The organism is Rhizobacter sp. P3_C12 (genome assembly GCF_056402735.1).
In genome coordinates this window covers 41,106-62,242 of record NZ_JBFUGW010000007.1, presented here as the reverse complement: position 1 = coordinate 62,242, position 21,137 = coordinate 41,106, and the positions used below count along the sequence as shown (strand labels likewise).

Sequence of the window (21,137 nt, the reverse complement as noted above, 5' to 3'; positions counted from 1 at the left end):
CTGGTGGGCAGCACCGACGCGAGGCCGGCGCGGCTGCGCGCCGCCAGCGCACGCAGCGCGTCGAGCAGCGGCGCCGGATAGGCGACGGCCAGCCGCGGCTGGGCGAAGGCCGCATCGTCGAGCCGGACGGTGTCGGCCGGCTGCAGCTCGTGCCCGGCCTGCTGCAGCTGGCCGCGTGCGAACGCGTCGGCCCGGCCGGTGTCCTGCAGCGCCGCGCTCCACGGCACCGACGCGACCGCCAGCCACTTGTCGGCGACCACGGCGCGCAGCCGCGCCGCGCCGGTCTCGACCTGCACCCGTTCCAGCGCGGCACACACGCCCGCCAGCGTCGCATCGGCGCCMAGCGGCGCGATCGACAGCGCCGACACGCTGTCGGGCAACCAGCGGCCGCGTGCCACCACGCCCCATTCGACGCGCAACGCGCCGATCGCGACGACCAGCGTCGCGCTGCTGCGGGTGCGTTCAGCCGGCGACACGGGCCACCTCCTCCAGCGTGGTCTCGCCGCGCGCGACCCACTGCCACGCGGCCTGCTGCAAGGGCTGCAGYCCGGCCTGCGCGGCGCGTTCCTTCAGCACCGAGATGGGCGCCTTGCCGGCGATCAGCTCGCGCAGCCCGTCGTCCAGCAGCAGCACCTCGGCGACCGCCTTGCGGCCCTTGTAGCCGGCGCCGCGGCAGTGGCCGCAACCCTGCCCGGCCTTGAAGGTCCAGCCCTGCACCTGCTCGGCCGTCAGGCCGGCCGCCTCGATCTCGTGCAGTGCCGGCTGCACCTCGACCGCGCAATGCGGGCAGTTGATGCGCAGCAGCCGCTGCGCGACGATGCCGTTCAGCGCCGCCGCGAAGCTGTAGGCGTCGACGCCCATGTGCAGGAAGCGCCCGAGCACGTCGAACACGTTGTTCGCATGCACCGTCGTGAAGACCAGGTGGCCGGTCAGCGCCGCCTGCACCGCGATCTGCGCGGTCTCGCCGTCGCGGATCTCGCCGACCATGATCTTGTCCGGGTCGTGGCGCAGGATCGAGCGCAGCCCGCGCGCGAAGGTCAGGCCCTTCTTCTCGTTGACCGGGATCTGCAGCACGCGCGGCAGCCGGTATTCCACCGGGTCCTCGATGGTGACGATCTTGTCGCGGCCGGTGTGGATCTCGGTGATCGCGGCGTACAGCGTGGTGGTCTTGCCGGACCCCGTCGGCCCCGTCACCAGCAGCATGCCGTGCGGCCGCGCCGCGAGGCGGCGGATGCCGGCCATCGTCAGCGCATCGAGCCCCAGGTTGTCCAGCCGCAGCGACTTGGCCTGCTCGGTGAGCGACTGGCGGTCGAGCAGGCGCAGCACCGCATCCTCGCCGAAGATGTTGGGCATCACCGAGACGCGGAAGTCGATCTCGCGGTCGTTGACGCGCACCTTGAAGCGCCCGTCCTGCGGGATGCGGCGCTCGGCGATGTCGAGCTCGGCCATCACCTTGATGCGCGAGATCACCTGCTCGGCCATCTCCTGGCCCTGCACCTGGGTCAGCGGCACCAGCACGCCGTCGATGCGGCACAGCACGTGCAGGCAGCCGGCATCGCATTCGAGGTGGATGTCGCTCGCCTGCAGCTTCAGCGCGTCGTACAGCGTCGAGTTGACGAGCTTGACCACCGGGCTCGCATCGTCGCCGATGCTGGCCAGCGTGATCACCGCCGCCACGTCCTCGTCGCCAGCCGCCCCGGCGCCGCCGTGGAAGCCGTCCATCGCACGCAGCTGGCGCTCCTGTTGCGCCAGGCAGGCCTGCAGGTCGTCGGGGTGGGCGATCGCGACGCGCGGCGCGGCGCCGTTCAGGCCGTGGCGGCGCAGCGCCCAGTCCTCGGCGGCGCCGTCGAACGGGTCGCTCAGCACCAGGTGCAGCACCCGCGCTTCGTCGGTGGCCAGCAGCACGCCGCGCTGCAGGCAGTCGGCGTACGGGATGCGATCGAACTGCGGGCGCATCGCATGCAGCTCGCGCATGCCGAGCACCGGATAGCCGAAGCGCTCGCCCAGCGCCGCCATCAGCAGCTCGGGCGGCCAGCCGGCCAGCTGCTGCAGCGCCTGCACCAGCGAGCGCTCCTCGCGCGCGGCCAGCGCGCGCGCGGCGTCGACCAGCGCGGGTGTGACCTCGGGCACCAGCGGCGGCTGCGGGCCGGTCATTGCAGGCTCCCGGCCAGTTCGAAGATCGGCATGTACATCAGCACGACGACGGTGCCGATCACGATGCCGATCACGCTCATCAGGATCGGCTCCAGCAGGCGCGAGGCCCAGTCGACCCAGCGCGCGAAGTCCTCGTCCTGGAAGCGCGCGGTGCGCTCCAGCATCTCGGCCAGCTGGCCCGACCGTTCACCGACCTTGATCAGCGATTCGGCCACCGGGCTCGCGAGGCTCGCCGCCAGCAGCGCCACCGACAGGCTCTGCCCCTGTTCGACCGCCAGCCGCGCCTGCGCCAGCCGCGCTTGCTGGCGCGCGCCGAGCAGGCCGTCGACCATGCCCATCGCACGCGACAGCGAGATGCCCGACGCCAGCAGCAGCCCGACCGCGCGGTAGAAGCGCGCCAGGCGGAACTCTTCGGCCTTGCCGGCGAACCACGGCAGCCGCAGCACCTGCTCCAGCAGCCAGGCCCGGCCGCGCGCACGGCTCACGCCCCAGCCGAGCAGCGCGCCGGCCCCCACGAAGGCGCCCGCCGCGAGCTGCCAGTGCGTGTGGATGACCTGGCCGAAGCCGAGCAGCACGCCCGACATCCACGGCAGCGGCCGGCCGGAGGATTCGTACACCGCGCTGAACCTGGGCACCACGTAGCCGAGCAGGAACAGCGTGACGAAGCCGCCCACCACCAGCAGCATCACCGGGTAGATGGCGGCCGAGATGAGTTTCTTGCGGATGGTGTCGAACTGCAGCTGGTAGGCGATGAAGCGCGACAGCGCGCGCGGCAGGTCGCCGGTGCGTTCGGCGGCGCGCACCGTGGCCACGTAGACCTCGGGGAAGTGGCGCGGCGTGCGCGCCAGCACGTCGGAGAAGTTCTTGCCTTCGCGCAGGCCCTGCAGCATCGCGGCCAGCACCGCGCGCACCGGCGGCTGGCGTTCCTTGGCGTGCAGCGTCTCCAGCGCCTCGTTCAGGTTCAGCCCGGCGTCCAGCAGCGCGAGCAGTTCCTGGCTGAACAGCAGCAGCGGGAAGTGCGCCCCGGCGGCCGAGGCCGACGCGGCCGCCGTGTCGAGCCCGGTCTCGATCGCCAGCACCCGCATGCCGCGTGCGACGACGCGGCGCACCGCCTCGTGCTCGGAGACGTCGGCGTACTCCAGCGTCTGCGCGCGGCCGTCGGCGCCCTGCACGCGCAGGCGCAGGCGCGTGACAGGCGCCACCGCTCCCGCGGGGCTGGGACGATCCGGGGCTTGCATGGACGGGAACCTGGTGGTCGGCGGTACGGTCAGCGGCAAGGTCAGCGGTAGGAGATGTCAGCCGCGTCGCCATCCCCGCCGGGCTGGCCGTCCTTGGCGTTGGACAGCAGGTCGAAATCGCCCCCTTGGCCGGGCGAGCGATAGACGTAGGGCGTGCCCCAGGGGTCGGGCGGCACGGCCTTCTGCAGGTAGGGGCCGGTCCACTTCGTCTCGTCGTTCGGCTTGACGACCAGCGCGTTCAGCCCCTGCTCGGTGGTCGGGTAGTGGCCGGTGTCGAGCCGGTAGGCGTCGAGCGCGCGGCCCAGGCCCTCGATCTGCGCCTTGGCGGCGCCGCGCTCCGACTTGCCCAGCTGCGCGAAATAGCGCGGCCCGACGTAGGCGGCGAGCAGGCCGATGATGACGATCACCACCAGCAGTTCCAGCAACGTGAACCCGTGCTGCTGCGACACCGGCCGCAGCCCCCCACACTTTCCGAYAGCTCTTCTCATTCTGGAACCTCGAACCTCACCAGCCGGCAGTCTAGTGGCGAACTGCCTGCTTTCCGCACGGCAGCGGTGTTGGATTCTCCGCATTCCGGGGGGATGTCATGGGCCCAGCAAGGCCAGGAACTGGTCGGAGTCGAAGCCGTCCTTCATGTGGTGGCCGCGCACCACCAGGTAGGGCGTGCCGGTGCCGCCGAAGCGGGTGAAATCCTGCACGCAGGCCGGGCTGATGCTCATGTTGCATTCGGTGAACGCGAAGCCGTTCTGGCTCAGCCAGCCCTTGGCCTGGGCGCAATAGACGCATTCGGTGGTCGAGTACATGACGACCTCGTCGGCGCGCACGCCGACGGCAAGGGCGCGGATCTGGTCGGCGTCCAGGTCGCCGCTGCCGGCACCGCCGCCGAACGGGTGCAGGCGGAACAGTGCGATGGCGATGGCCGGCACGATCAGCCAGCGCGCCCAGGCCAGGCCGCCCAGCAATCGGCGGGCGAGGAAGAACAGCAGCAGGCCACCGACCACGTAACCGGCTGCCTTGCCGCTGCGGTATGCGCTGCTGCCGGTGTCCACCGCATGGCAAACGGCCGGAAGCAGAAGGATGGCGGCCGAAGCCGTGCACGCCAATCGGTGTGTCAATCGTTGCGTCAATCGGTGACTCATGTTGTCTCGATGCATTCCCTTGACGATGCCACGGCCCATCAGCGCTGGATCGTCACGCTCCAGACCGCCCATGACTTGATGCTGTTGGGCGGGTTCAACAGCAGCCTGGGTGCCAGGAAGGTGATGGTGTCGGCAGGCTTGGTGGTCTCGTTGGTGCCGATCGCACCCATCAGCACCTGGTTGTCCGGGGCCGTGAAGCCGCTGGGCATGCCGCTCAAGGTCGCCTGCACGCCGGTGACCGGCGCGCCGCTGTTGGAGAACTCCACCTTGATCACGTACTCGAAGCTCTTCGCCGCCAGCTGGCGGATGCTGACCAGCGAGTAGCCGCAGACGTGGATGTCCGGCGAGCTGGTGCCGCTCGCGTTGTCGCCGCGGTCGCCGTTGGTCACGTTCACCGGCCGCCCGACCAGGCCGATGTAGTTCGGGTCGTTCGACACCGCGGCGCCGAGCACGACCTGGTAGGTCTGCGCCGCATCGAGCACGCAATCGTCGCGCCCGGTGACGGTGGCGGTCTGCGCGGTGCTCCAGTTGGCCGCCGTGAAGGTGAAGGACGGCGGGCTGACCGTGCCTTCGCGCGGGTTGTTCGACGCCATCGGGATCACCACGTCGGCCGTCGGCTGCTTGCCGAGCTTGACGGTGAAGGTCTTGGAGGTGCCGGTCTCGTTGGTCGACAGGTTGTTGCCGGTCACCGTGATGACGCCGGTCTGGGTCGCCGGCGCGATCACCACCGAGCCGGCCGCGTAGGCCCGGCCGATGCCCTTGGCGTCGTAGATCGCCGCATGCACGTAGTACGTGCCGGTGGGCAGCGCCGTGACGTCCCAGGTGTAGGTGCCCGACTGCGTGCCGGCCGCCTGGCGCAGCCCGTCGACGATCAGCGTGCCGCCGTAGCCGGTCTTGCTGGTGCCGTAGTACAGCGCGATGGTCGGCTCGATGTTCGGGTCGGTGCCCTCCCAGCGCAATGTCACCAGCTTGCGGTTGTCGACCAGGGTCGGCTGGATCGCGGTGGCCGGTGCGGTGAGCTGGATGCTCGGGTCCTGGTACGGGCCGCTGCTGACGTACAGCACGCTGGCGGCGGACCAGGCGCTGGCGGTGTTCTGCGGATCGACCGCGCGCACGCGCCACCAGTGCGTGGTCTTGTCGGCCAGCGCCAGCGGCACGATCCAGCCGGTGTTGGACGAACTGCCTTCGGTCACCCTGTTGGCGAGCGCCGCGTCGCGGTAGACCTCGAACTGGTAGCTGACGGCATCGCCTTCCGGGTCGAGCACCGGGTTGGCTTCCAGGCTGGGCTGCAGGCTCGGCGTCCATGCGCCGTTGCCGGGGTTGCGCACCGTGGGCGCGGGCGGCGCCTCGTTGACGGCGTTGAACAGGAAGTCGCCGCCGGCCCAGGCCGATTCGGCGCGGCCGTCCTGCGCCTTCACGCGCCAGTAGTAGCGCTTGTTCTCGACCAGGTTGACGGCCGGCCAGCTGGTGGCCGCACCGGCGCTCTGGATCACCTGGCCCGAGCTGCGCTTGTCACCGGAATCGAAGGTGTTGACGGTGTCGATCTCGAACACGTAGGTCAGCAGGTCGTTCTCGGCGTCGCTGCTGTTCTGGATGCTCAGCAGCGTCGGCGAGACGGCGCTCTGCCCGCCGGGCACCGGCCCTTGGATCAGCGGGATCGACGGTGCGGTGTTGCCTGTGTTGACCAGGAAGGGCCGCGCCAGGCTGGCCGTCTGCGCACCCAGCGCGTCCTTGGCGGTCACGCGCCAGTAGTAGGTGACGTGGTTGGACAGCGGCAGTGCCACCGTCCAGCTGCTGGTGCCACTGGCATCGCCGGGCAGGTCGGCCACCTGCGTCACCAGCTCGGTCAGCGCGGCGTTGCGGTAGACCGCCACCGCGTAGGTGATCGCATCGCCGTCCTTGTCGGCGCTGTTTGTCCAGCTCAACACCGGCTGCAGCAGCGAGACCTCGGCATTCGGCGACGGGCTGGTCAGGTTGAAGCTGTCGGGCGCGTCGTTGAACAGGTTGACGAAGAAGCGGCCGTTGACCCAGGTGCTGTACACCTGCGTGCCGTCGTAGGCCCGCGCGCGCCACCAGTAGGTGGTGTTGTCGTTCAGGTCGGCGGCCGGTTGCCAGCTGGTGGGCTGCGGCACGCTGCCGCCGCCGTTGCCGGGCAGCGGCGGCGCCTTGGCCACCAGCGCGCTCTCGACCAGCTGCGTCATCGCCTCGTCGCGGTACAGCTCGAACTGCACCTGGGTGCTCGGGTCGGCCGGGTTGCCGGAGGTCTGCACCGCCAGGCTCGGGCGCAGGCTCGTCACCTGGCCGCCCGAGGCCGGCGTGTCAATGGTCGGCGTGCCGGGGCCGGGCGGTGGCGTGCTCGACTCGACCTTGATGCGGGCCGAGCGCGTGCCGGACAGCGTGCCGTCGTTCGCGGTGTAGGTGATCAGGTAGGTGCCGGCCGAGCCCTTGGGCGGGGTCCAGTCGAACAGCGCGCGCGCGAGGGTCGGTGCCTGCGGGTCGGCGGCCTGCGGCAGCAGGCGGGCTCCGGCCGGCAGCGGCGCGGCGCCGATCGTCACCGGCAGGCCGGAAGCGCTGCTGGCCTCGACCAGGAAGGACACCTGGTGCTCTTCGGTGACCGTGTGGTCGGGGATGAACTGCAGGTTCGGCGGCGTGGCACCCGGCAACGGCGCCTTGAACTCGGTGTCGTAGCTGCCGGTGCTGTTGACGTCGAAGACGTTGACCCAGTACTCCCAGCGCTTGGCTTCGAGGTTGCGGGTCTTCGACAGCCAGGCGTTCTCCGCCAGCAGCTGCTTCGCGTCGGAGCGCTGCACGACGCCGAGCGCCTTGGTTCCGTTGAACGGATCGGGCAGCTTCATGTAGGCGAAGCCGGCGGTGGCCGGGAAGCTGATGCGGTAGCTCGCGTTGCCTGCCGGGTTGGTGCCAGCCGTCATCTGCGCGACGGCGCTGCGGTCGGTGACCAGCGTGTCGGGGCCGTCGGATTCGTAGACGCGCACGACGTCGCCGTCCTGCGCCAGGAAATCGCGCACCAGGTCGCGCCCCGGCAGATCGACGCGCACGTCGCGGATCAGCAGGTGCGCGTTGGTGGCCTGCAGCAGCGAGGTCAGCGAGCCACCCAGCTCGTCGGCATGGCTGAACTTGGCGGTGAACTCGGTGAACTTGCCGGCCAGTGTGGTCTCGAGCAGCCAGCGCCCGGTCTTGCTGGTGCCGGCGGCGATGTCGCCGAAGTTCAGCAGCAGCGTGTTCTGCGCCGGCGCGTCGTTGACGTAGCTGCCGGTCAGCGTGAAGTTGATCAGCAGGCCCTGGTTGTTCTCGACGATCTTCGGCTGCGCCGAATCGATCTTCAGGTTCTTCGCGGCGGCATAGCCGTTGTTCTTGACGCGCACGCCCAGCGTGGCCGGCTCGACCGCCTCGATCTCGGGCGTCAGYGGGTCGTCGCCGATCACGTCCTGCTGCAGGAAGTAGTCGAGCGTGAGCAGCGGCAGCGGCTTGACGGTGATGACGTCGGGCGAGATCTCGAGCACCGTGTCTTCGCCGCCGAAGCGGTATTTGAGGGTCGCGCCGACGAGGTATTTCTTGCCGAGCGGGCTGTTGCCGGCCGAGCCGGGCGCCGGGATCAGCAGCCAGTTGATGATGCTGGTGGTCTTGGGGTTGACGGTGCCGCTGCCGTCGACGTCGCTGATGTTCTGCTTGTTGGACAGGCGGATGAAGAACTTCGCCGAGGTGTCGTTCGGGTTGTCGGTGATGGCCACCGGCGTGCCGTTTTCGTCGGTGACCTTGACCACCACCGAGACGTTCTCGATCACGCCGCTGTCGGTGGTGTTGTTGATCTTCATCTCGGCGTCGAAGGCCTGGCGCTCGAGCGTGAGCTCCTGCTTGATCTCGATCTTGACGCGGGCGCAGACGGTTTCCTGGGCCAGGGCCGCGGCTGGCAGGAGCAACGCGGCGGCCGCGAGCCAGGCGCCGAGAAGGCGATGCGGCAGGGGGGCGGTGGAGGTGTGGGCCATCGTCGTTCGTGCTCGGGTGGGCGTGGGGAGCCGGGCCGTCAGGGGCTCAGCAGGGCCAGGAACTGGTCGGAGTCGAAGCCGTCCTTCATGTGGTGGCCGCGCACCACCAGGTAGGGCGTGCCGGTGCCGCCGTAGCGGGTGAAGTCCTGCACGCAGGCCGGGCTGAGGCTCATGTTGCATTCGGTGAAGGCGAAGCCGTTCTGGGCCAGCCAGCCCTTGGCCTGGGCGCAGTAGACGCATTCGGTGGTCGAGTACATGACGACCTCGTCGGCACGCACGGTGGCGGCCAGCTTGCGGACCTGGTCGCTGTCGAGGTCGTCGCTGCCGGCACCGCCGCCGAACGGGTGCAGGCGGAACAACGCGATGGCGATGGCCGGCACGATCAGCCAGCGCGCCCAGGCCAGGCCGCCGAGCAGTCGGCGGGCGAGGAAGAACAGCAACAGGCCGCCGACGACGTAGGCCGCCGCCTTGCCGCTGCGGTAGGCGGTGCTGCCGGTGTCCACGGCGTGGCAGAGGGCTGGCAAGAAGAGGATGGCGGCCGCAGCCGTGCGTGCCAGTCGCGCTTCGCGCAGCTTGGCCCGCACCAGGCTCGGAATGTCAAAGAAGTTGCTCATGGCGGCATCGGTCCTTGCCTTTCGGTCAGGCCAGTGCCTGCGACAAGAAGCGACTCAGCGACGGCGCAACCCGTTGCAACCCCTCTTGCGGGTAGTCGCCGCGGCCGGCAAGGTCATGACGCACGCGAACCACGGGCGGGTCGTCGCCGGCCCCGCGCAGATCGAGGAAGTAGGGGTTGCCCGAGCCGGACTCGCAGGCGCCGATGGGAAGGAATCCCTTGCTGGCAACGGTCAATCCCGGCTCGAGATCCTGCATCTCCTCGACGATGCTCTTGGGTGTCAGCCACTCGAAGGAGACACCGCGCCCCGACTCGTCGGCCTGCACCCCCAATTCGAGGTAGCTTCCGATCAGCCGGTAGTCGGCCATCGCCGCGACCAGCCAATCAGGCAGGAGGTGCGCGGGAACTTGCGCCTTGAGTTGCGCCAGTTCGGCCTGCGTCGCCTGCCGTCCGTCGAGCTTCGATGCGACCTGTTCCAGGACAGTGCGGAGTGTCATTTCAATACCTTTGCCAGTGGCCCGTCTTTCAGGGCTTGAATCGAGAACCCGGGACGAAGCCCCTGCGCCAGGCGAGCAATGCGCGTCCCGTCCACCGTGACGTCCGCGTGGTCGCCGCTCCACTCGACCTGGATCTCGTTGCCCGTCTGCGGCAACGGGAACAACGGCGCGGCGACGGCATAGCCGACCGGGTTGGCGAAAGGCGCCAGGCCGCGGTTTCTCCACTCCGGTTCCAGCGGCGCCTCGCAGCGGTTGTAGAGCCACACGTCCCCACAAACCACCCCATCGGGATCGAGCAGGTACGCATACGCCACCCGCCCGTCGTCCTCGACCAGGACGGCACATCGCCCCTGCGCGTCGGCGAACCTGCGTTCAAAGCCCTTCGAAGCGACCACTGTCCCACTCCCTGGCCCAGTACTCGAATCTTTGCTTGTCCCATGCACTTCCATGATCGACCTCCGAAGGCGATTGGCCCGTGTTGGAGTGGTTCTTGCCGAAGTTGCCCTTGCCGCGATGCTCCGTCCGCGTCATTTCGTCGAGCGGGCTGTCGGGCTTCTGTCCGCGGTGATGGAGTTCCACGGAATGGCCGTCATCACCTTTGGGCGGATCACCTCGTTTTCGAGGCGGTGCGGTCAGCTTGTCGTTCGGGATCTTGCTTCCGGGTGCGGGACACGAGGCCCCGCCTTCGGACGCCTCGGCATCGGCCTCCTCTTCCTTCTCCTTGTCGTCGTCCTTGGCCGGCGTGGGGTCCTTGAACAGTATCGAGTCGAGCCAGTTGCCCAGCGCCATCCCGGCGGCCCGTCCGGCATAGCCGCCGGCAATGCCGCCGATGACACCTCCACCCGGAGGGAAGATGGCCTCGCCAACCACCGCCCCGCCGATCCGTCCGCCGACGCCGCCGACGCTTCCGAGCACGTTGCCGAGCGCGCTCAGCCCATACGGATCGATCAGTTGCAGAGGATTGCCACCGATGTAGACGTAGGGGTTCAGCCCCCCATCCAACCCGATCGGGTCGCGCTGGATGTAGCGCCCCGATTCGACGTCGTAGTAGCGATGGCGGTTGTAGTGCAGCCCCGTCTCGGCGTCGAAGTACTGGCCGGCCAGCCGCAGGTTCGACTCGATGGTCGGCCGCTCGACGGTGGCGGCCGGCGTGGTGATGCTGGCACGGCCGAACGCGTCATAGCTTGCGGACCAGACAACCCGCCCGGTCTTGTCCGTCGCCTGGATCGGCGTGTTCAGGTGGTCATGGTGGTAGTACGCCACCATGGCATCGCCGTTGCTGTCCCGTGTCTTGATGAAGAGCAGGCCGGTGCCGAAGAGCGCATCGGGGCGCGGTCCGTACTGCGTGCGGATCTGCGGCGCCGCGCTGGCGCTCACACTCTCGTCCGAGCCGAGCACGATGTCCTGCGTCGCTTCGGCAATCAGCCCTTCGTCCGCATGGAGGTAGTAGCTGCGCCGCGCCGGGGCGAGAGGGGTTCCGTCGAGCGCGCGGAATTGTTCCTTCCAGACGCGGCGGCCGAAGGCGTCATACCCGTAGCGCGCGACCAGGCGGTTGGCCTCGTCCCGCACCTCGACCAGCCGATTGCTGCTGTCGTAGCGGTAGTTCGTGGCCCGCCCGCTCTGCACCTTGCGGATCAAATTGCCGGCGTCGTCGTAGCCATACTGCGCGGCATCGCCGCGTTGCACGAGGCGGTGGTTGGCGTCGTAGGTCCACGCACCGGCCACGGCCGAGTGCGCGGTTCGGTTCGCCAGCGCATCGAGGGCAAAACTCTCGGTGGTCTTGCCCGCAGAACCGCCCGCGTCCCGGCTGTCCTGGGTCAGGCGGCCTTCGTCGTCATAGACGTAGGTGTGGCTCACCGTGGAGCTGGCGCCACCGTCGGCATCGGTGCGCTCCACCTGCTTGAGCTCGAGCTGTTTCCCGAAGCTGTTCTGCAGGCTCAGCGTGGTCTGCTGGCCCGGCGTGCGCGTGGCATTCGTCTGCAGATTCAGAAGACCGTCGTACGTCTTGTTCTGCACGGTGCCGCCCGGCAGCGTGACCTGCGCAGGCGCCGTCCAGCGGAACTGGTTGACGCTGATGCTGCCCTCGCCCGGAACGGTCACTTCCTCCAGTTCGCCGTGGCTGCTGTAACCGTAGCCGATCGTGGTGCCGTCCGCCCAGGTCAGCTGGGTCTTCCTGCCGGCCGCGCTGTAGGTGTAGCCGTAGCTGAGGGTGTAGTCCCCGCCGCCGGGCGTCGGGTAGGTCACGGCTTCCGAGATCTTGCGGCCGCCATCGTCATAGCCGAGGCTCGCGCGCACGACCTGTTGTCCGGACGGAAGCGTGGCATCGGTCTCGCTCCAGGCCACGAGCTTGTTGCCCAGCCACGTGTAGGCGACCGTGCGCAGCAGGCGACCGTCAGCACCCTTGCGCAGGATCTGCGTGATGCGGTCAAGACCGTCGTAGGTGTACTCGTCGGTGTTGCCCAGCCCATCGACACGCTGACGCACGTTGCCGACCTCATCACGAACGAACCGCGTGACCTGGCCGAGCGGCAGGGTTTCCCGGATCAGCCGATCGTTGCGGTCGTACTCGAAGACGGTCGCGTTGCCGGACGCGTCGGTCAGCCGGATGAGGTTGCCGCGCACGTCATAGGCGGCACGCGTGGTCGCTCCCAGCGCGTCCTTGGCCGTCAGCAACTTGCCGAGGGTGTTGTAGGTGTACTGCCGCGTCTTCCCGTAAGCATCGGTCTCGCTGACGATGCGTCCACCCTTGTCGTAGCTGCGGCTGCCGGTGGACTGCTCCGGCCCGGCGGAGTTGGTGTGCAGGAATGACTGGTTGGTCGGACGGCCCAGCAAGTCGAACCGCGTGTCGCTGGTGAATGTGGGCAGCTTGACCTGTGTGGGCTGGTCCAGGCTGCCCAGCCGGCCGCCTTGGCTGCCGTCCGGGATCTGATAGCTCAGGTCGGCCGCATTGCCGCGGCCATCGGTGACCCGGACAAGCCGCAGCAGCGCGTCGAACTCCAGTTCGATGCTTTGGCCGTCCTCGTCGCTGACGCGTGTCGGCCGGCCCTGCAGGTCGTACTCGATCCGAGCCGTTCCACCCGCGGTGTTGGTGGCCGACTGCGGGCGGTTCATGGCGTCGTAGCCGATGCGCAGCGCCTTGCCTCGCGCGTCGGTCTGCTCCGTCAGGTTGCCGACCTTGTCGTAGGCATAGGTGTACTGCTGACCGGCCGCATCGGTGGCCCTGACGAGATTCCCGGCGGCGTCGGTCTCGTACGCCATCACGCGGCCGAGGGCGTCGATCACCTGCGCAAGGTGGCCTCGCCGATCGAACACGAAACTGGTGACATGTCCCTCGGGATCGGTGTTCTTTCGCAACTGCCCTTGCGGGTCGAACTCGGCGGACCAGACCGAATCGGCCGTGACGGTTCCATCGGATTCGGTGCGCCCCTTGCGCGTGACCTTGGTCGTCTGGCCCAGGGCGCTGCGTTCGTACTCGATGACGCTCTCGTCGAGTGTCGCGGCCGCAAGCGTGGTCTTAAGCAGGTTGCCGCGCGCATCACGCTGGTATTCCGTCCTGGTGCCGGCCTCGTCAGTCTTTTCGGTTCGCGTGAGGTTCAGTGCGGAATAGCCGTACTTGACCACGCTGCCGTCTGGATTGACGACCTCGACGGGCTGGCCGAATTCGTTGCGCGTGGTGCGCGTGCTCGAGCCCCGCGCGTCGGTCACGCTCTCCGAGCGGGTGCCCGTGTCGTAGCGGGCTTCCGCGCTTGTCTGTCCGTTGAAGCTGCGGCGCACCAGCTGGCCGACGCGGTTCTGCGTGACGTCCTCGACGCGCCGGCCCGCGGCGGTCTCCGGCCCGGTGATCTTGCTGACGAACTGCTTGTTGGTGTCGTCGTAGTCGAACTCGTAGTCGGTGACGCCGCCGTCCGGCGCCGTGCGTCTCTTGACGACCTCGCCAGCGTAGATGAGCTGCTCGACGCGCCCTTCCTGGTCCGTGATCTTGACGACGTGGTTGGCGATGTCGTAGTCGTACTTGAGGACATTGCCCCGCACGTCAGTGACCTGCGTCAGCCGGTTGCGCTCGTCGTAGGCGTACTTGACGGAGCGCGATGGCAGTTCCTGCACCACGCCGGCGATCGGATAGTCGCGCAACTCGGTGACCAGCTGACCGGTGTAGTGCAGCGTGAACAGCACCCGCCCATTGGCGTCGACCACGCCCCGCAGCGTGCCGCCGGCGTCGCGCACCAGCCAGACGGTGTTGTTGTTGCGGTCGCCGTAGGCCACCACCTGGCCTTGCGTGTTGTAGTCGATCCATGCACCGGAGCGGTCGATCCAGCGGAAGCCCTTGTCGTTGGAGACAGCCGCCAGTGCGATACGACCACTGGCCAGGGCGCCCACCGAGGCGGGTGCCTGCTGAAGGACGGCCCGCTTCTCGAGCACCGTGCGGTTGTTGAAGGCGTAGCGACCGTTCTCGCCTAGATGCAGTTCGTTGATCCGCCGCACGCCCTCCATCGACACGGCGCCGCTGGCAGCGCTGCTGCCCGCGCACAGGCTGGCAAAGTCCACACTCACGCGCACCGCAGCGGCGTAGTCGCTGCTCGCGTCACCCATCACGCGGTTGAACGGCGTGCTGCGCAGCGGGATCATCGGACCCGCGTCGCGAAGACCCGTGCTGACCTCGATCGCCGCATACGTCGGCTGCCAGTCCTCGTCCACCCAGACCCAACAGCCGTCCCCACCGCCGCCACTCATGCTGACGGTCCCGCGCGGTGCCGGCGTGTCGAGGACCACTCCCGAGGCGCCGCTGCTGCCGGAGGAAAGATTGGGGCTGGAGTCCTGGGTCTGGCTGCCGGTCAGGTTGTTCCAGCTCTGCGACAGGCTTTCCCACTGGGGATTGAATTTCCACTCCTGGCCGTTCCAGGATCGCACCCAGCGCACCGATCCGACGGTGCTGCGCACCTGCAGATCCTCGACACTGAGGTTGGCGTAGCCATTGGGCGCCGTGACGATCAGCCCATTCGTGGAGTCTTCGGCCTTGGCCGCACCGGCGCCACCGACGAGCAGCAGCACCATGGCTGCGCCGCCACTGCTGCGTGCCAGCCACCGGCACAACGCTGCGAATGACCCCCACATCCCTGCACCCGATGCATGGTGGTTCATGCGACTGCCCGTCATCCGTTGCATTGCTGCGTCCCTCCCTTGGGAACAAACACGCACTTCTTGCCCTTCATCTTGATCGGCGTGCTGGCTCCGGCGCCACCCCAGCCGCCGCCACCCCCTCCGCCGCCCCCGCCGCCACCACCACCGCCGCCCCCACCCCCACCGCCACCGGCCGGGCACGAGCTGTTGCTGACCGAGAACCACGACATCGCGGAGCCGCAGCTGGATTGCTGCCCGTTGGCGCACTGGAACTTGCACGCCACCGAGAACTGCGTGCTGTAGCTGTAGCACCCTCCGCCGCTGGCCGTGCCGCTGCTCGCCGCCTGGTCCAGCGGCTGCAGCGCCACCACGCGGTACGGGATGGTCACGCGCTGCTTGGCCTCGAGCGAGGTCGGCACGTCGACCAGGAACTCGTAGCGGAAGAAGGCGTCGCTGGCCGGCAAGGTGCGCACCACGCTGTCGGCGCGCACCAGCCCGAAGTTGGTCAGGCTCAGCTCGCCGTAGTACACGTCGCCAGCGTTCATCTTCGGCAGGTTCACGCTGGCCGGCTGCAGCACCACCACCGCGGCCGGAACATCGGTCTCGAAGGTCGCGTTCAGCGTGATGTCGTAGCGGTCCTGGATGGTGATCTCGCGCACGCTCCACTCGACCGTGATCAGGTTGTAGTCGAGGAAGACCGACTGGTTGAACGTGATGCCCGGCTTGACGATCAACCGCCCGCCGATCTCCTGGTGGTTGGCCGCCGTCGCGCGGAACTTGTAGCGGCCCGCCGGCAGGTTCTGGAACAGCGCCTCGCCGACCGCATCGGTCAGCAGCTCCTGCGTGACCGTCACCACGTCCTCGTTCTGCACCGTGATGCGCGCGCCCGCCAGGCCCGGGATCAGGTGGCCCTGCTTGTCGACGGTGGCGGTGTAGAGGTCGGCCGCCTTGAACAGCACGTTGCCCTGCCCGCTCTGCGTGACGCTGGCATAGACGTTCAGCGATTGCGTCGCGACGTTGTCGCCCTGCACGTTCAGCCGGAACTCGTACACGCCCTCGGCCAGCGTGGCCGGCGGCGTGAACGCGATGTCGACCGAGCGCTTGTCGCCCACCGCCATCGTGCCGTCGGCGCGGCTGGCGATCGACACCCAGCCCGGTGCCGCCGAGCCATCGGGCCTGGTGAGCGTGAAGCGCAGGTTCAGCGCCTCCTGCAGGCCCTTGTTCTCGACCAGCACCGATTCGGTCTCGCTGCCGCCCTGCGCCAGCCCGGTCTCGACGAAGCTCGGGCTCGCGGTCAGGAAGGGCTTGGCCTCGGACAGCGTGTAGTTCACCGTCACCTGGCCGATCGACGACAGCGGGTGCTCGTCGCTGACCACGTTGAAGATCAGCGAACCGCTCGGCTGCGCGTCGTTGTTGGCAACGAAGCTCACCGGCACGTTCAGACGCTGGCGTTCGGCCAGCGTCACCGGCGACGGCAGCTGCACCGTGATGCCCGCCGGCAGCTGGCCGGTCGGCTGGCTCGCCGCATCGAGCGTCAGCCGCAGGTTGGCCGCCGAGGTGCCCGGCCCGGCCTGCGCGAAGAACGGGATGCTGAAGGCATAGCCGCGCGGCACGTCCAGCTTGTACGGCGTCGGGCCGACCGTCACGCGGTTGATCGTGAAGGCCTTCTGCTCCGGCCGGTCGGTGATCTCCGGATGCACCGCCGACACCTTGTACAGCCCGGAGTCGGTCAGCGTCGGCTTGAAGACGTAGGCGAACTGCCCGCTGCCATCGGTCAGCACGCTGAACACCCGCTCGAAGCCTTGCTGGTTCAGCACCAGCTTCAGGCGCGTGTTGGGCAGCGGCACGTTGCCGCGGCGGTCGAGCGCGCGGCCGGTGATGGTGATGTCCTGGTCGCCGAACGAGCTGATCGGGCTGACGTCGCTCACCTCGCCGTAGTAGGCGGTGTCGAGCAGCGACACACCCTTCTCGGTGCCGCGGCCGGCGATGCTGACTTCGTCTTCCTGGCCGGTGTGGTAGCGCAGCTTGTCGACCTCCAGCCGCACCGCGATGTTGTTCGGGCTGCCGCCCGGCACGTTCAGGCTGAAGCTGTCCGAGGTGTAGCTCGAGCCCGCCGCGATGCGCGCCACCGTCAGGCCGCTGGTCAGCGTCAGCACGTTGGCGCCCAGCGCCTGCTTGTAGGCCTGCGTCGCCAGCACGTTGCCGTCGCCGTCGACGATCTTGAAGCGCAGCTCGGACGAGTCGTTGTTGCCGCCGTTGGTGGCGGTCAGCAGCTCGATGTCGACCTCGCTGGTGTTCTCGATCGTCAGGCGCAGCTTGCCGGTGCCGCCGCGCGTGAACTCCTCGGTCGCCATGCCGACCACCAGGCTGCCATCGATGACGTCCAGGCTCTCGTTGCGGCTCAGCTTGACCACCTCGCCGTCCTCCGGCGCGATCTCGACGCCCACCTGGCCGGCTGCCAGAGACGGCATGTCGCCATAGCCGCCGACGATCACCGGCACCAGGCGCGTCTCGTTGGCGGCCAGCGAGAACAGCTCGGACTTGTGGTCCTTGAACTGTGTCGAGTCCTTGTTGACCGGCACGCGCACCACGGCACGCACGCCCGCCAGCACGCCGGCCGAGGTGTTGGCCACCTGCACCTGCAGCTTGTTCATCACACCGCGCTTGACCGGCAGCCCGCCAGCCACCTGCGCCGTGACGGCCGGCAGCAGCACGACGCGCGGCAGCTCGACGCCGTTGGCATCGACCGTGGCCACGGTGTAGCGACGCTCGCCGCTGGTGTAGCCGGTGTCGGTGAAGCGCGTGGCGGTGGTCGGGCTGCTCGTCAGGCGCACGCGGCTCGCATCCGGGCCCACGTACACGTGGTAGCCGGCGACGCTGCCGTTCGGCGCGTTCCAGCTCAGCACCGGCAGCTCGTTGCCCAGTTGCTCGACCTTCAGGTCGCGCACCGGCAGCAGGCTGGCGTTCAGGTAGGCCGAGTTCGAGATCGCCGATTCGTTGCCGGCCGCGTCGACCGCGGTCACGACATAGGCACCTTGCGACGGCGACGGGCTGGTGTCGTAGGTCACCGGGTTCTTGATGCGCGTCTTCAGCGGCACCAGGCCCTCGATGCTGCCGATGCTGGTGCCCGAGGCGCGGTACAGGTTGTAGTAGTCCACCGTGCTCGCAAGCGGCGGCTGCCAGCTGGCGTAGATGCCCTGGCCGGTGAGCTGCAGCGCCAGGTTCTGCGGCGCGCCCGGCGCGGTCGCGCTGGTCACCACGTCGACGGCGGCGCTCTGGCCCGACACCGACTCCTGGCCGTTGGACTGGCGCACCGAAGCCACGGCGTAGCGGTACGTGCCGTCCTGCGGTGTCTGGTCGATGAGGTCGACCCCGCCGGCACGCACCAGCGGCTGCAGTTCGGCCTGGCCCGGGCCCTGGCGGTACAGCTGGTAGCTGGCCGCGCCATCGACCGCCTGCCAGTTCAGCTTGACCTTGCCACCCGGCTGCGCCTTGGCCGTGAAGCCGAAGGGCACGTTCAGCGGCGGCAGGTTGCCCTGGTAGACCTGGAAGCGGTTGAAGGCCGTGACCTTGTTCGACACGTTGTCGAGGTCGTCGATCGCCTGGCTGCTGAAGACCAGCGTCTCCGGCCCAGCCTGGCCGCCGTCGGACGGCAGCGTGAAGGCGGCCTGCCAGGTGGTCGCGTTGAGCTGCGTCAGCGCACCCACCGCGATCGGCGAGCGCACTGGGCCCGACAGCAGATAGCTCACTTGCGGGGTCGCGCCGTTCTTCGGCGCCTTGCTGAAGCTGAAGCTGGCCTGCAGCACCGGGGCGCCGTCGTTCTTGATCGGCGACGACGGCGTCAGCACGATGCCTGACAGCGCCGGGCCTTCGGTGTCGATGCGCAGCGTCGCGCCGGCATCGACGTCGGTGCCGCGGTTGCCGACCAGGTCGCGCGCCGAGAACAGCGCGTTGGCGACGCCCGACGCGGTGTTCGCGTCGACGACGATGCTGCCGGCGTAGGTCTTGTCGCCGGTCTTCGCCAGTTCCACCGGCAGCGGCGTGCCGCCCTGCGGCACGATCGACAGGTACGGCGTGGCCTGCAAGGCCTCGGTGACGGTGACCACCAGGTTGACGCGGCCCTGGCCGATGCGGCCGGTGGCGGCATCGACCTTGCCGAGCGGGGTGTAGACGATGGAGACGGCCTTCGGCGCGGTGCTGTCGGACAGCGCCTGAACCTGGTTCGTCGGCAGCGACGGCGTGCCGGCGGCGTTGACTGCGACGACGCGGTAGTACCACGTGCCGTCCTGCACCGGCAGGTCGTCGACCGTGGTCGCGGCCAGCAGGTTCGCGTTCACCTTGACCGCCTCGCCGATGCCGGTGAAGGCGTTGGCGGCGCGGTACAGGTCGTAGCCGGTCGCATTCGGGTCGGTCGAGCGCGTCCACGACAGGCGCACCTTGCCCTGCGGTTGCGCGAGCGCCGTCAGGTTGGCCGGGCTGGCCGGCACGGTGACGTCCAGCGTCACCGTCAAGGCCGCGGACGGCGTGCTGGTGCCCCATTGATCGGTCGCGGTGGCGCGGATCTGGTTGCTGCCGGCGACCAGCGTCAGCGGGCCGCTGAAGCGCCCGTCGCTGCCGGCGGCGAAGGCGGCGCCGGCCGGCTGGCCGTTCAGCGTCAGCTGCACGCTGGCGCCCGCGGCGGCCGTGCCGCTGACGACGGCATCGGCGCTGCGCGTCGTGCTGCCATTGGCCGGGCCGGCGAGCAACGGCGCATCGGGCACCGCATGCGCGACCGTCACGCTGTAGTTCGACGTGCTGACGTTGCCCAGCGAATCGGTGGCGCGGATGCCCAGCGTGTGGGCGCCGTTGGCGACGCTGGCCAGGCTGAACGGCACGCTGTAGCTGCCCGAGCCGCTGGCGGTGGCGACCATCGCGCCGTCGAGCAGCAGCTCGATGCGCGAGATGCCGCTGCGGTCGCTGGCGCTGAAGGTGATGGTGGTGTTGCGCGCGAAGCTCGCGCCATTGGCGAGCGGGCTGCCGCCGGCCGCGACGGCGGCCAGCTGCGGACCTTCGAGGTCGGGCTGGACCGGTGCGCGCGACAGCGTCACCGCGCGGCTCAGCTCGGCGCTGCGGCCGGCCTGGTCGAGCGCGACGACGCGGAAGCTGTGGTTGCCGTCGGTGCTGGCGTCGGTGTTCCAGGCGTAGCTGTACGGGGTGGCGGTGCGCGTCGCGACGAGTTGCTCGTCGAGGTAGAAGCGCACGCTGGCCACGCCGGAGGCATCGCTCGCACTCGCCTCGACGGTGATGGGGCCGCTGACGATGCTGCCAGGGGCCGGGTTGTTGATCGACAGCACCGGCGCCTGCGTGTCGACCAGCACGCCGCCAGACAGCGAGGCGGTGGTCACGGTGCCCGCCGCGTTGCGGAACTGCACGCTGACCGGCTTCCGGCCGTCGCCCTCGGACAGCGTGAAGTCGACAGTCGCGCGGCCGTTGGCAAGCGATTGGAACGAGGTCCCGGCGAAGGCCGTGCCTTCGGCGATGCGGAATTCGGTGGCGTTGATGCAGGCCACGTCGAGCGTGACGGTGCGGCCTTCGTAGAAGGGCAACGGGCTCGCCAGCCGCACAGAAGGCGCGATCAGCGGCGCGAGCGCCAGGAAGTTGCCGTAGTTGACACCGGCAGACACGGCATCGCCCTGCCCTTGCGGGTTGCCCGCGGTGTCCTTCGGGCCGCTCGGGTGGCCCCACCAGTTGCCGCTGGCCTGGATCAGCGTGGCCGGCGTGCGGTTCAGGATCGCCTGCGTGGTGTTGCCGGCGAACTGCGTGCTGCCGATGACGGGCGCGCTGTTGCCGTCGGCGTCCAGCCCGATCGCGTTGCGCAGGAAGCTGGAGCCGGTGATGGCCGGCGATGCACCGTCGACCAGGCGCAGGCCKGTCGTGCCGTCCATCACCTGCAGGTATTCGAGACCGGGGCCGAAGCCGCGCAGCGTCACCGCCGCGCCGGCATCGCCGCCGCCGGCGTAGCGCACCGTCCAGTCGCTCAGCGACAGGCTGCCGAAGGCGGCGGCGGATTTCTCGAAGCGCAGCCCGCGCCAGTCGCCGGCCGCCGGCACCTGCGCCGCCCCGTTGGTCTGCCCGCCGTTGGCATCGTCCTTCTGGCTGGTCAGCACCACCCCCTTGCCGGCCGTCAGCTTGTCGCGCAGCACCAGCTGCGCGTCGCCGCCGAACTTGATGACGACACCGTCGTCGACGATCAGCTCGGCCGATCGCGTCGAGACCGCACTGGCCGCCAACGCGACGGCCGTCAGCGTGGCGAGCACGCGCCGCACGGTGGGGTTGACCTCTGTCGTCATCATGGTCCTGTGCAAACCAGTAGGTGATTCGTGCGGGCGGGTCGT

At 69.2% G+C, this 21,137-nt stretch carries 11 protein-coding genes; all 11 read right to left on the bottom strand.

The window, feature by feature from the left end; genetic code table 11:
• A partial coding sequence (locus AC1DXV_RS02805) for a hypothetical protein (protein WP_477932377.1) occupies positions 1-476 on the bottom strand: 476 nt, incomplete at its 3' end.
• Complete coding sequence (locus AC1DXV_RS02800) at positions 463-2,154, bottom strand: GspE/PulE family protein (RefSeq protein ID WP_477872127.1); 1,692 nt, start codon at positions 2,152-2,154, stop codon at positions 463-465. The genes AC1DXV_RS02800 and AC1DXV_RS02805, both read right to left, overlap by 14 nt.
• Positions 2,151-3,392, bottom strand: coding sequence for a type II secretion system F family protein (locus AC1DXV_RS02795; RefSeq protein ID WP_477932376.1), 1,242 nt, complete (start codon positions 3,390-3,392; stop codon positions 2,151-2,153). Before AC1DXV_RS02795 ends, AC1DXV_RS02800 begins: the two co-directional genes overlap by 4 nt.
• A 41-nt stretch (positions 3,393-3,433) precedes the next feature.
• On the bottom strand, positions 3,434-3,880 hold the full coding sequence (gene gspG / locus AC1DXV_RS02790; RefSeq protein ID WP_477932374.1) for a type II secretion system major pseudopilin GspG: 447 nt from the start codon (positions 3,878-3,880) through the stop codon (positions 3,434-3,436).
• A 96-nt stretch (positions 3,881-3,976) separates the two neighbouring features.
• Positions 3,977-4,441: a glutaredoxin family protein gene (locus AC1DXV_RS02785; RefSeq protein ID WP_477932372.1), complete on the bottom strand. Its 465-nt coding sequence runs from the start codon at positions 4,439-4,441 to the stop codon at positions 3,977-3,979.
• Between the two features lie 128 nt (positions 4,442-4,569).
• Positions 4,570-8,535 (bottom strand): fibronectin type III domain-containing protein, encoded by a 3,966-nt coding sequence (locus AC1DXV_RS02780; RefSeq protein ID WP_477932370.1) that lies wholly within the window; start codon positions 8,533-8,535, stop codon positions 4,570-4,572.
• Positions 8,536-8,573: 38 nt separating this feature from the next.
• On the bottom strand, positions 8,574-9,149 hold the full coding sequence (locus AC1DXV_RS02775; RefSeq protein WP_477932368.1) for a glutaredoxin family protein: 576 nt from the start codon (positions 9,147-9,149) through the stop codon (positions 8,574-8,576).
• 25 nt (positions 9,150-9,174) lie between these two features.
• Positions 9,175-9,645, bottom strand: coding sequence for an SMI1/KNR4 family protein (locus tag AC1DXV_RS02770; protein ID WP_477865868.1), 471 nt, complete (start codon positions 9,643-9,645; stop codon positions 9,175-9,177).
• Entirely contained in the window at positions 9,642-10,040 is a 399-nt protein-coding gene (locus AC1DXV_RS02765; protein WP_477865867.1) for a hypothetical protein, read from the bottom strand. Before AC1DXV_RS02765 ends, AC1DXV_RS02770 begins: the two co-directional genes overlap by 4 nt.
• Positions 10,018-14,694: an RHS repeat-associated core domain-containing protein gene (locus AC1DXV_RS02760; protein WP_477932366.1), complete on the bottom strand. Its 4,677-nt coding sequence runs from the start codon at positions 14,692-14,694 to the stop codon at positions 10,018-10,020. Before AC1DXV_RS02760 ends, AC1DXV_RS02765 begins: the two co-directional genes overlap by 23 nt.
• A gap of 101 nt (positions 14,695-14,795) precedes the next feature.
• Entirely contained in the window at positions 14,796-21,092 is a 6,297-nt protein-coding gene (locus AC1DXV_RS02755) for an Ig-like domain-containing protein (RefSeq protein ID WP_477932364.1), read from the bottom strand.
• Positions 21,093-21,137 lie beyond the last annotated feature (45 nt).